Annotated in this window: 8 protein-coding genes; 1 reads left to right on the forward strand and 7 read right to left on the reverse strand. The window is 61.0% G+C overall.

All coding sequences use genetic code 11. The features are described 5' to 3' along the window. Nucleotides 1-55: 55 nt before the first annotated feature. The 7 genes from PFAS1_RS01440 to PFAS1_RS01470 all read right to left on the reverse strand — a co-directional run bounded on the left by PFAS1_RS01440 (nucleotide 56) and on the right by PFAS1_RS01470 (nucleotide 11563). Entirely contained in the window at nucleotides 56-1585 is a 1530-nt protein-coding gene (locus PFAS1_RS01440; RefSeq protein WP_076027940.1) for a DHA2 family efflux MFS transporter permease subunit, read from the reverse strand. A gap of 184 nt (nucleotides 1586-1769) precedes the next feature. Further along, nucleotides 1770-2972 (reverse strand): HlyD/EmrA/EmrK family protein, encoded by a 1203-nt coding sequence (locus PFAS1_RS01445; RefSeq protein ID WP_076027941.1) that lies wholly within the window; start codon nucleotides 2970-2972, stop codon nucleotides 1770-1772. A gap of 15 nt (nucleotides 2973-2987) precedes the next feature. Beyond that, on the reverse strand, nucleotides 2988-4457 hold the full coding sequence (locus tag PFAS1_RS01450) for an efflux transporter outer membrane subunit (protein WP_076027942.1): 1470 nt from the start codon (nucleotides 4455-4457) through the stop codon (nucleotides 2988-2990). After that, on the reverse strand, nucleotides 4454-4927 hold the full coding sequence (locus PFAS1_RS01455) for a MarR family winged helix-turn-helix transcriptional regulator (RefSeq protein ID WP_033057114.1): 474 nt from the start codon (nucleotides 4925-4927) through the stop codon (nucleotides 4454-4456). The genes PFAS1_RS01450 and PFAS1_RS01455 overlap by 4 nt, the downstream gene beginning before the upstream one ends. Before the next feature lie 521 nt (nucleotides 4928-5448). Then, entirely contained in the window at nucleotides 5449-9123 is a 3675-nt protein-coding gene (locus PFAS1_RS01460) for a translocation/assembly module TamB domain-containing protein (protein WP_076027943.1), read from the reverse strand. Then, complete coding sequence (locus PFAS1_RS01465) at nucleotides 9120-10847, reverse strand: autotransporter assembly complex protein TamA (RefSeq protein ID WP_076027944.1); 1728 nt, start codon at nucleotides 10845-10847, stop codon at nucleotides 9120-9122. Before PFAS1_RS01465 ends, PFAS1_RS01460 begins: the two co-directional genes overlap by 4 nt. Before the next feature lie 65 nt (nucleotides 10848-10912). Continuing rightward, nucleotides 10913-11563 (reverse strand): GNAT family N-acetyltransferase, encoded by a 651-nt coding sequence (locus tag PFAS1_RS01470; RefSeq protein WP_046047485.1) that lies wholly within the window; start codon nucleotides 11561-11563, stop codon nucleotides 10913-10915. 311 nt (nucleotides 11564-11874) lie between these two features. On the opposite strand from PFAS1_RS01470, the gene xthA reads away from it, so the two are divergent. Beyond that, nucleotides 11875-12687: an exodeoxyribonuclease III gene (xthA, locus tag PFAS1_RS01475; RefSeq protein ID WP_076027945.1), complete on the forward strand. Its 813-nt coding sequence runs from the start codon at nucleotides 11875-11877 to the stop codon at nucleotides 12685-12687. Nucleotides 12688-12702: the final 15 nt, after the last annotated feature.

A 12702-nucleotide genomic window follows, 5' to 3' on the forward strand; every position in this document is an offset into this window, starting at 1 on the left:
AATGTGAATCCGTATTCGCGAGCAAGCCCGCTCCCACACTGACCGCGTTTTGCCTTCAATGCCCTGACGCAGCCGGCCCCGCCTTCGCCGCAAACGGCGGTTTCGCCAGCCACACCAGCACAATCAAGCCCATGAACGCCCACCCCAGCAACGTGAAGTAATCCACGGTGGAGAGCATGTACGCCTGGCTGGTCAGCACATGATCGAGCTGCGCATACGCCGGATTGCTCGCCCCGCCGAGGCTGTTCAGCGCCTCGCGGGTAGCCGGCTCGTAGGTGCTGATGCTTTCGCTCATATAGGCATGGTGCTGATCGGCCCGGCGAATCCAGATCCAGGTCGTCAGCGACGCCGCAAAACTACCGCCCAAGGTCCGCAGAAATGTCGCCAGGCCCGCGCCGTCGGCGATCTGGCTCGGTGGCAGGTCCGACATCAGAATGCTCAAGGTCGGCATGAAGAACAGCGCCACGCCAATTCCCATGAACAACTGCACCAGAGCGATGTGCTGGAAGTCCACTTCGTTGGTAAACCCGGCACGCATGAAGCAGCTCAGGCCAATCGCCAGGAACGCCAGCCCGGCCAGCAGCCGCAGGTCGAATTTATGTGCGTACTTGCCGACAAACGGCGACATCAGCACCGGCAGAATCCCGATCGGCGCCACCGCGAGCCCCGCCCAGGTTGCCGTGTAACCCATCTGGGTTTGCAGCCATTGCGGCAGAATCAGGTTGATCCCGAAGAACCCGGCGTAACCCAACACCAGCACAATCGTGCCGATGCGGAAGTTGCGGTGAGCGAATAGCCGCAGATTGACCACCGGGTGCTTATCGGTCATTTCCCAGATCACGAACACCGCCAGCGCAATCACCGAAATCGCCGCGCCGATGAGGATGAAGTTCGACTCGAACCAATCCAGATCGTTGCCCTTGTCGAGGATCACCTGCAATGCGCCGACGCCAATGATCAGGGTGATCAAGCCGACGTAATCCATCGGTTGGTAGCTGGTTTGCACTGGCCGCGCCTTGAGTTGCTGGCGCACCACCATCACCGCGAAAACACCGATCGGCACGTTGATAAAGAAGATCCACGGCCAGCTGTAGCTGTCGGTAATCCAACCACCGAGGATGGGGCCGGCAATCGGCGCCACCACCGTGACCATCGCCAGCAACGCAAGGGCCATGCCGCGCCTGGCGGGCGGATAGACGGCAATCAGCAGCGTTTGAGTCATCGGGTACAACGGACCTGCCACCAGGCCTTGAAGCACCCGAAAGCCAATCAGCTCCGGCATTGAGGTCGAGATACCGCATAGGAACGAAGCCAGCACGAACAGGATCGTCGCCCAGAGAAACAGCTTCACCTCGCCGAAACGCCGGCTGAGCCAGCCGGTCAGCGGCAGCGCGATGGCGTTGCTGACCGCGAACGAGGTAATCACCCAAGTGCCCTGCTCCGAACTCACGCCGAGGTTGCCGGAAATCGTCGGCAACGCCACGTTGGCGATGGTGGTGTCGAGCACTTGCATGAAGGTCGCCAGCGACAGGCCAATGGTGCTGAGCAGCAGGCTGGGCGGCGTGAAAGACGCGTTATTGCTCATCGCAAATCCTTTGGAGCTGAATTTTTTGGAGCGGGGGCTCCTGTGGCGAGGGGGCTTGTCGGAACGCCGCATCGCCCCGTTGGGTCGCGAAGCGGCCCTGGAAGATGGGACTGCTGCGCAGTCCAACGGGGGCGAGCCCCCTCACCACAAAGGCTCACTCCCACAGGGTCGGTGTGATGACCGATCAGCGTTGAACGGTTTTGCTGAGCGCAGCGCTGTTGTCATGGATCAACTGAGTGATCATCGCGTCGGCCTCGGCCAATTGACGGTCGTAGACATTGGTGCTGAACGAAGCCTTTTGCGGCGACTGTTGCGCCAGCACCGGGCCGCTCTGGTCACGCAGGTTCACATCGACCTGAGTCGACAGGCCGACCCGCAACGGGTGCCTGGCCAGTTCTTCGGCATTGATGTGAATCCGCACCGGCACCCGCTGGACGATCTTGATCCAGTTGCCGGTGGCGTTCTGCGCCGGCAGCAAGGCAAACGCGCTACCGGTGCCGGCACCGAGGCTGTCGATGGTGCCGCTGAACTTCACGTCGCTGCCGTACAGGTCGGCCTCGATGTCTACGGGCTGGCCAATGCGCATATCACGCAGCTGGGTTTCCTTGAAGTTGGCGTCGATCCACAGCTGATCCAGCGGAATCACCGCCATCAATGCGGTGCCCGGCTGAACGCGTTGGCCCAGTTGTACCGAGCGCTTGGCCACGTAACCGGTGACCGGCGCGATCAAGGTGCTGCGGGAGTTGTTCAGGTAAGCCTGACGCAATTGCGCGGCAGCGGACATCACGTCCGGGTGTGACGACACTACGGTGTCATCGACCAGGGCACTGGTGGTTTTGAGTTGCTGCCTGGCGTTGGCCAGGGCGTTTTGCGCCGAGGTCAGGTCGTCGCGAGCATGGGACAGTTCTTCCTGGGAAATCGCCCCGCCAGCGGCGAGGTTTTTCCGGCGATTGAAGTTGTCCTGAGCCTTTTGCACTTCGGCCTGCTGCGCATTGACCTGGGCTTTCATGCCGTCGACGTTGCTGTACAAGCCGCGAACCTGACGCACGGTGCGGGCCAGATTGGCCTGGGCACTTTGCAGGCCGACTTCGGCGTCGTTCGGGTCGAAGTTGATCAGCACCTGGCCTTCGTGAACCAGGTCGCCATCGTCGGCACCGATGCTGACCACAGTGCCGGTGACCAGCGGAGTGATTTCCACCACGTTGCCGTTTACATAGGCGTCGTCGGTGCTTTCGTTCCAGCGCCCATAGAGTTCGTGATAACCCCAGACGCCGATGCCGGCGAGGATCACCACGATCGCGAGCGCTGACAGCATGACTTTGCGTTTACGCGAATTGCGGGTGTCTTGTGCGTTGTCAGGGGTGGGTGTTGTTTCGGCAGTGGCCATGACAAATACCTCGAATCAGTTGTTCAGCGTGGCTGGGGTTGCATTGGCGGCGGCCAGGGTTTCGCCCTGGAAGCCGCCGCCCAGCGCCTGCATCAGTTGGATCGACAGGTCGATCTGCTCGGCATTCAGGTTGGCCAGCTGCCGCTGGGCCTGGAGCAGTTGCTGCTCGATGCTGAGCACGTCCAGGTAATTCCCGATGCCGGAACCGTACCGCTCAACCACCGTGTTGTAAGAATCCTGAGCAATGTCGGTGGCGCGCTGTTGTGCCCCGATCTGCCGGCCGATATCGCGCAGCTGGTTGATGGTGTCGCTGACGTCGCCCAGGGCTTTCACCAGGCTTTTGTTGTACTGCGCCACCGCGAGGTCGTAATCGGCATCGCGGGAATCGAGGTCGGCGCGCAGGCGGCCACCGTCGAAAATCGGCACCGAGATCGTTGGTGCAATGTTGAAGAAGCGACTGGCCGAACCGAACATCGCATCGCCCAGCAACGACTCGGCACCGGCCGCGGCGCTCAGGTTGAGGTTGGGGTAGAAGCGGGTTTTGCCGGCATCGATGTTCTTGCTCGCCGCCTCGACCCGCCAACGCGCGGCCACCAGGTCTGGACGCCGACCGAGCAACTCGGCCGGCAGCACCGATGGCAACGCGACGGCGCTGGCCTGGAGGATTTTCGGCCGGGCGATTTCGTTGCCGCGATCCGGGCCTTTGCCGAGCAAGACGGCCAAGGCGATTTTCGCGCTTTGCAGGCGTTTTTCGGCATCGATCAGGCTGGCTTCGGAGGTGGCTTCCAGGCTTTCGGTTTGCTGGAACTGGTATTGGCTGTCGATCCCCGAGCTCAGGCGACGCTGGCTCAGGTCGAGCATTTGTTTGGTGCGCTTGAGGTCTTCATTGGCCAGGTCGTAGACAATATGCGCCTGCCCCAGATCGCTGTAGGCGCGAGCCACGTCGGCGGACAACGTCAGCTGAGCGGCCTGTTGATCGACTTCGGCAGCACGGGCCTGGCCCAATGCTGCTTCCCAGGCATCACGCTGGCCGCCCCAAAGGTCAAAGTTGTAATTGAAACTGGCGCTGATGTTGCGCACGGTGGAGTACGCATCGCCCTCGCCCCTCGGGTCCTGATCCCGAGCCAGACGCGAACGGCTGACGCCGGCACTGGCATCGAGGGTCGGCATGCGCGCGGCATCCGCTGCGTAAGCGGCGGCACTGGCCTGGTGAGCGCGGGCGTCGGCGATTTGCATGTCGGGGCTGTCGTGCAGGGCTTCGCGGATCAAGCCGTCGAGCTGTGGGTCGCCGAGGCTCTTCCACCAGTCGCTTTTCGGCCAGGCCGCGGGCGACAGGGTTACACCGCTGAGGGATTGTCCGGCCTTGAGGGTTTTCGCATCGAGGCTTTTGCCTTCGGTGGTCAGTCCGCTGTAGCTGGCGCAACCGGCCAGGGTCATGGCCGCCAGCACCAGGCTCAGGCCGGCACGCAGGGTTTTACTGCTCATTTGTCACCTACCCGCAGCAGGGTGATCGAGTCACCGGCGGCCACCAGAATTTTCTTCAGGATCTGTTCCAGGGTTTTCAACTCCTCTGGGGTGATCGCGCCAGCCAGTTCATTCATGGCGTCGGCGCCGATCTCCGGCAGGCGGTCAGTCAACTGCTGGCCTTGTTCGGTCAACACCAACTGAACCTGACGGCGATCCGCTTCGGAGCGTTGGCGGGCGAGGAAGCCTTTCTGTTCCAGGCGGTCGAGCATGCGGGTCATCGATCCGCTGTCCAGCGACAGGTGACGACACAGCTCGGCGGGGGTATCGACGCCGAACTGGGCCATGATGATCAGCACTTTGAACTGCGCGGCAGTGATGCCGTGGGGTTCCATGTGCGTGTCGATGATCCGGTCCTTGAGCAGCGCAGCGCGCCCGAGCAGGAGACCGAGATGGCACGTGTGGAATTCGTCTGGGGTGAAATGCTTCATCTGACCACCAATTAGCTGCCTAGGCAGAGAATGTATGTCGAGATGTTACTGCCTAGGCAGCGAATGTCAACGTAATAGTTAGGTTGCTTGCTATTTGGTTGATCAATGGCTGGTGAGTGATCGTTCCCACGCTCTGCGTGGGAATGCCTCAACGGACGCTCTGCGTTCGGCTTGGGAAGGGACGCGGAGCGTCCCGGGCTGCATTCCCACGCGGAGCGTGGGAACGATCATCGCGGGCAAGTTCGCTCCCACAAGATTCAAGGTGATCTCTGTGGGAGGTTGCTTGCTATTTGGTTGATCAATGGCTGGTGAGTGATCGTTCCCACGCTCTGCGTGGGAATGCCTCAACGGACGCTCTGCGTTCGGCTTGGGAAGGGATGCGGAGCGTCCCGGGCTGCATTCCCACGCGGAGCGTGGGAACGATCAAGGAATGAAGTTGCATGTTTTGGGGCCGCTACGCGGCCCAACGGGGCGATGCGGCGTTCCGACAAACCCCCTCGCCACAGGGACCGCGCGGGGGTTTAGAAATCCCGCTTGTAGAAGATGTCCAGCGAACTGGCCACGCCGCCCGCTGCTTCGAGGTAGACCTTCTTGCTCAGCTTGTAACGCAAGGCGATGGTGTTGGCCGGTTCGAACACGCCAACGCCATAACGCAGGCTGAGCTTCTCGGAGATATTGCCGCTGGCGACCACGCTGGTGGCGTTGCCGCTACCCTCGGTATCGAGCTGGAAATCCTGAATCCCGAGGTTTTTCGCCAAGCCGCTGGTCACCCCCGAACTGCCCATCAAGCCCAGCCCGAGCGCCGCTTGAGCCAACATGTTGTTGTCCTCACCGTTGGTGCTCAGCGGGCGCCCCAGCACCAGATAGGACAACGCCTGTTCCTGGCTCATCGCCGGCTCGGAGAAGATCTGTGTGGTCGGCTGCTCGGCGCTGCCGCTCAGGCGAATGCCGGCGATCACGTCGTCGGTCTGGCGAATCGCTTCGATGTCCAGGTACGGCTGATCGATCGGGCCGGCAAAAAGCAAACGCGCCCGGCGTACGGTCAACCGCTGACCGTAGGCGCGATAACGCCCATCGTTGAGCCAGAGCTCGCCGCGGGTGTCCATGTTGTCGCCGATGTGCACATGACCTTGCAGGTTGGCGGTCAGGCCAAACCCGGCGAAGCTGAGTTTGTCCTGGCCGACCACCACATCGATATCCATCGCCATGGCCATCGGGGGTTTGCCCTCTTCGGTCTGCTGGCCGACGATCACCGTGTCATCGGACACCTTGACCGTCGATGGCGGCAACTCGCGCACGGTGATCTCGCCTTTGGGCACCAATACCTTGCCGACAATCGCCAGTTTGTCGTCCTTCACCGAAATCTTCAGGTCCGGCGCCATTTCCAGCTTGGCGTAGGGCTCGACGGTGACCGGCAATTGCGTACCTTTGAGCGCCAGATCCACCACCAATGCCTGACCCCAGGCGATGTTGCCGCTCAAAGTGCCCTGCCCGGTCTTGCCGCTTTTCCAGCCGCCGTTCAATTGCACGGTTTCGCCAGCAATCACGGCTTGAAGTTGCAGCGCTTCGAGGTCCATCGGCAGTTCAGGCCCGGAAATCTCGCCGTCGATGAGCAGCAGATTGCCGTTGACCTGCGGCGCCAGCAGCGTACCGGCGAGCGTGCCGCTGCCATTCAAGCGTCCGGTCAGTTTCTCGACCATTGGCACGAATGGCCGCGCCACCGACAGGTCCAGACCATTCAGGCGGAACGAGCCGGTCAGTGGCTTGTCCTTCGGCAACGGATTGATCTGCGCCTGGAGCATCAGTTCACCCAGCTTGCCGCCGACGAAATTGAGGTCAGTGTCGATGCGCTTGGGCGTGAGTTTGCTGTTGAGTTTCAGGGTCTGGTACGGGAAGTCCAGCCACTGGTCCTTTTCCTTGATGCGCAACGTGCCGCCGCTGGCATCGACGCTGATCAGGCCGTTCGGGCCGCTGGCCGGCAGGTCCAGTTGCAGGTCGGCGTTGAGCCGGCCCTTCCAGGCGAAATCCTTGGGCAACCACTGCGCCAGGCTGTCGATCGGGAACTGTTTGAGGTGATAACGCAGCTTCGGCTCAGGCATCAGGCGCTGGTCCTCACCGCACAGGCTGGCCGGGCCGGATGTCCAGCAATGGGCGCCGAAGTTGATCTTGCCGTCCGCCAGCCGTTCCAGCTTCGCCGGACCTTGCAGCTTCCAGTCCTGACCGCCGGCCTGGATATCGCCGCTGGCCAGGCGTCCACGCCAATTGCCTTGGTCCAGATTGCCGTCGAGGCCGAGCGCGAGTTTTAGCTTCGGCCCTTGCAGGTCGAGGGCGAGTTTCTGGTTTTTGATATCGCCCTGGCCGCTGGCGGTCAGCGTCCCCAGTGACGTTTCACCAGCCCGAATGCCGCTGCCCTTGAGGTCGATTTTCGCCCGTTGCGCGCTATCGAGGGTGGCGTCCAGATTCAGGCTTTGCAGGCGATTGTCTTCGAAGGCCAGTTGCGTGCCTTGCAGCCCGAGCTTGCCTTGCGGGGCCTTGAGTGTTCCGGCGACATCGACGCGACCATTGAGCTGACCGCGCAGTTGCGGCCACAACTGAGCCAGGCGCGGCAGCTTGATATCGATCTGACCGGCGAGCTTCTGTTGCAGGCTGCCCTTGCCGTTGATGCTGTTGTCGCCGAGGCGAACTTGCAGCGCGCTGAGGTTCCATTGCTCGCCACCGCCATCGGCTTTGGCCTGGATCACTGCCGGTTGACCGCGCAGTTTGCCTTTCAAGTCGAGATCAGCCGTCAGGCTGAGTGTTTCATTCTTCATCTCGCCCTTGCTGCGCAACGGTCCGGCCAGGATACCCGGCAACTCCGCGACCCAGTACGCCGGGTTGATCGCCGACAGGTCCAGCGCCGTGTCCCAGGCAATGCCATCGGCGAATTGCAGGTTCAGGTGCCCTTCGGCCTTGCCCTGCCCGGCTTCGAGTTGAAATTGTTGCAGGTAGATTTTCGTCAGGTCGCCGCTGAACGGGCTGGTCAGGCTGAATTCTCCGGCCGGGCCGTCGAGTGCCGCTTTGAAGCTGCCGAGGTATTTACCGTCGGTGTAGGAGACTTCACCATTGAAACTGCGCAATGCCACTTCAGGTTCGTCGATCAGTGGATAGAGGCTGTGCCACGGGAAATCCAGCCAGTCGATTTTGGCATCGGCGCTCAGGCCTTTGCTCCAGTCGAGGTTGCCGGTGAGCTTCAGGCTTTGCTTGTCGTTGGCCGTGAGGTCCAGTCCGGCGATCTGAGCGCCATTGGCGTCGACCTTGCCTTGCAGCAACAACGCGACGGGGCCTTTTTCGCCCGGCAACGTGGCTTTGCCGAGCAACTGGTAACCGTTTTTCAGGTCGCCGTCGCCGGTGAGTTCCAGTTGGTTGAGTTGCAGGGTGTCCGGCAGATCGGCACCGGGCTTGAAGCCGTCAGCGGTGATCCGTGCCTTGGCCGGCAGGTTCTCCACCAGTGGTTGCAGCTCCCCGGTCAATTGCCCGTTCAGGTAACCGCTGCTGTCGGCTTTCAGGTTCAGGGTTTTCAGCAGATCGCCGTCGACCTTCAGGGCCAGCGTCCAAGGCGCGGTGCCGGGGGCTGGCAGGGTCAGTTGGCCTTGCGCCTTGAGCGGCCAGTTGCCGCTGGGTTGCAGCAGGCCTGAAAGATTCAGGCTCAGGTCATCCCTTTGCAAATGAACGGAATCGATCTGCAGACCGTTGGCCGTCCAGTGCGCCGCCAGTTGCAGGCCCTTGAGTTCTTCGCTGCCGTTGAACAGCAGGCTGCCGACCTGGACGTCGCCCAGTTCGATGGCCAGCGGCAAATCCAGGTCCGGAAGTTCGATCGAACCGCTGCTGTCTTCATCCGTGCCCGGTGGAAATTGCAGGCTGACTTGATCGGCCTTCAGTTGCTCGATGCACAGTGCCATACGCGTCAGGCACAGCGGCGACCAGGCGAAAATCACCTTGCTCAGCTCAACCCGGCTGGTGTCTTGCTGCCACAACACACGGTCGGCGCTCCACTGTCCGCCCAATCGGCCCTGATAATTTTCCACGGTCAGACCCGGCACGAACCCCAACGCCCAGCGGCTGCCCGTCGCCGTACCCAGCACGGTGGTCACGGTCAAAACGACCAGCATCAGCAGCGCCAGAATCGCCAACAGCGTTATTTTCAAACCACGCTTCACAGCTCAGGCCCCATGGAAAAGTGCAGTCGAATGCCGCCGTCGTCGTCCATCGCATGGGCCAGGTCGAGGCGAATCGGCCCTACCGGAGAAACCCAGCGCACGCCGATACCGACGCCGGTCTTGAGGTTCGGCAGTTCGAGGGTATTGAAGGAGTTGCCCTGATCAATGAACGTCGCGACCCGCCATTTTTCGGCTACGGAGTACTGATACTCGACGCTGCCGGCAACCATGTAACGGCCCCCGATGCGGTCGCCCTCGGAGTTTTCCGGGGACAGGCTCTGATAGTCGTAGCCGCGCACGCTCTGATCGCCACCGGCAAAAAAGCGCAGCGATGGTGGTACCGATTTGTAGCCGTTGGTGGCGCTGCCGCCGACCTGCACCCGACCGAGGAAGCGGTGTTTGTCGAAGACCGTGGTCAAGCCCTTCACCAACGCGGTGCCGTAAAGCAGGTTGGTGTCGGAACCCAAACCTTCCTTGGCCACTTTGGTCTCGAATTCCAGGCGATAACCGTTGTGCGGGTCAATGCGGTTATCACTTTTAAGGTAGGAATAGCTGACGCCAGGCATCAGCAACGTGCTGAGCCCCGAGTCGTCACCAAGCCTGTATTCCTCGCGTTGCCATTTGAGCGACACCACTCGCTGCCAACCGCTGGGCAGCTTGCTGTGCCACTCGGGACCGATGGTCAGCAGTTTGCTCAGGGAGTCCTTGTCGGCGATTTCTTCGTTCTGATAGCCACCGGCGAACCGCAGCTTGTCGGTCAGCGGCGGGTCCAGGGGAATGTCGTAGAACACACCGACGTTCTGCCGAGGCGCCGAGACTTCGGTTTCCCAGCCATAGCTGTGCCCCTGAGGGTTGACCCAGTGCCGCGTCCAGTTGGCCTTGACCCGTGGGCCGACGTCGGTGGAATAACCCAGCCCGAGACCCATGGTCCGTGGTTTGCGGGTTTCGAGTTTGACGTCCACCGGGATCACGTCGTTCTTGGACGCCGTCGGCGCCGCATCCACCCGTACGCTTTCGAAATAGCCACTCGACTGCATGGCCTGGCTGAGCTCAGCGATCAGTTCGGAGTCGTAAGGCGCCCCCTCCTTGAATGGCACCATGCGTTGTAGCAGGTCCTCGTCGAACGGCGTGTCCCCTTCAAAACTGACTTTGCCCAATGAATAACGCGGGCCGCTGTTGTAGACCAGTTCGATATCGGCGACGCCGGCTCGCGGGTCGACCAACAATTTCTGGCTGCTGAAATAACCACTGAAAAAGCCAAAACGCGAGGCCTGATTCTGAATCAGGCGCTTGGCGTCTTCGTAATGGCCATGGTTAAGCACTGCGCCGGTTTTCAGCGTATTGCTTTTGGGCACACGGAATGATTTGAGGGAGGCAGCAGGGCCGTCGACGCGAATGGTGACGTTGCGCAAATGCACCGGCTCGCCGGGCTCGATGTTCAGCACCAGGCGCGGCGTCTTGCCGCCCTTCACATCCGAGTCGATCTGCGGCTGGTAATAACCCAAGGCCTGGGCGGCCTTGCGCGCCTGTTCTTCGGCGCCACGACTGAAGCGCAGCAAGGCTTCTTCGTCTCGATCGCCGAGGTTGCCAATATAGCCCTCTATATTGGCTTTCAGTTCATCGTTGGACGGTTTGATCCGCACATCCAATTCACTTTGCGCCAGTGCCGCGCAGCTGGTAATCAGCATCAGCGCGCCACTGGTAATTCTTCCTGGAAACTTCATAGGCGCGGATGCTATCACGAGCTTGGGAGCGTGATAGAGCCTGGCGTGCACCGAAAGTTCGACCTTTATGCCGTTGCTGTTTGTAACACCTGCGGATTGGCGTGGAAAAACACGTGTTCGCGAATCGGTCCTACGGCGACCTCACCGATTTCCTCGTAGCCCTGACGCTTATAGAACTCCAGATAACGAGGATTCCCGGTATCCAGGATCACACCCTCGGAGTGCTCATCCACCGCGCACCAGTTGTGCACCGCTTGCAGCAATTGTTCGCCGAAGTGTTTGCCCTGGAATTGCGGATGAACCCCCAGCAATGGCAGCAGGTGTACCGAGTCGGACGGCACGCAAGCCATCACCGCATCGTGATACTCGAGATAGCGTCGGGTGCAGCGAAACCCGGTGCTGAGCACCATGCGCAGACGCCAGGCCCAACTCTCTGTGATGCCAAGGCGACGTTGCGGCGGCGCGATCAACGCGATGCCGATCAACCGGTCGTTGACCAGCAGGCCGATGGCCGGCAAGTCCTGAAGAAAGTGTTGTTTGACCAGCTCGCGCACGGTGGCGCGGACCCGCTGTTCATAACCGGGGCGCTCCGCTTCGAACAGGTAGCCGAACGTCGGCTCATGCCGGTAAGCCTGGTACAGCAATGAACGTGCTTCGCGGGAATAGCCGCTGTCGAGCATGTGAATATCGGCGATGACAGTGGAAGTTTCGGGCATAACGGTTGATCTCCCCTGGCACAGGTCAGATGACTGCGCTCTTCTGGTTACGAGCCTATAGCGCTGGCACAGTTCCTTGCTGATCCGAATCAGTGTTGGTTGTGATGCCGCCATCGTCGGAACGCCGCCCGGAACCGGCTCGCTCCCACAAAGGTATAGACCAGACTCCTAACCTGTGGGAGCGGGCTTGCTCGCGAAGGGGCCCTCACCGCCAATATAGATCTGACAGAACACAGTGAATCCCCTCACCCCAACACTGGCCCCATTCCTACATGTCAGCTAGCATCGCCCTTTTGCCAGGACTGCCGACCATGAAGATCGTCTCCTTCAACATCAACGGGCTGCGCGCTCGCCCTCATCAGCTGGCGGCGCTGATCGAAAAGCATCAGCCAGATGTGATCGGACTGCAGGAAACCAAGGTGCACGACGACCAATTCCCGCTGGCCGAGGTTCAGGCGCTGGGCTATCACGTGTATTTCCATGGTCAAAAAGGTCATTACGGCGTCGCCCTGCTCTCGCGCCAGGAACCTATCGCGCTGCACAAAGGTTTCGTCACCGATGAAGAAGACGCTCAGCGCCGCTTCATCTGGGGCACGTTCGCCGACACCAATGGCGTGCCGGTGACCATCATGAACGGCTATTTCCCACAGGGCGAAAGCCGCGATCATCCGACCAAGTTCCCGGCCAAGGAACGTTTTTACAGCGATCTGCAGCAGTTGCTGGAAAGCCAGTTCAGCAACGATCAGCCAGTGGTGGTGATGGGCGACGTGAACATTTCCCCTGAAGACTGCGACATCGGTATCGGCCCGGACAACATGAAACGCTGGCTGAAAACCGGCAAATGCAGCTTCCTGCCGGAAGAACGCGAGTGGATGGCCCGGCTGAAGAACTGGGGCCTGGTGGACAGCTTCCGTCACTTGAACCCGGAAGTGGCCGACCGTTTCAGCTGGTTCGACTACCGTAGCCGCGGTTTTGAGGATGAGCCCAAGCGTGGCCTGCGGATTGACTTGATCATGGCGTCCCACGGGTTGTTGCCACGGGTGAAGGACGCAGGTGTGGATTACGAACTGCGCGGGATGGAAAAACCGTCGGATCATGCGCCGATCTGGCTTGAATTGAGCTGATCCGGTTTCGCTGAT

The sequence above is a fragment of the Pseudomonas frederiksbergensis genome (assembly GCF_001952935.1).
Taxonomy (GTDB): domain Bacteria; phylum Pseudomonadota; class Gammaproteobacteria; order Pseudomonadales; family Pseudomonadaceae; genus Aquipseudomonas; species Aquipseudomonas frederiksbergensis.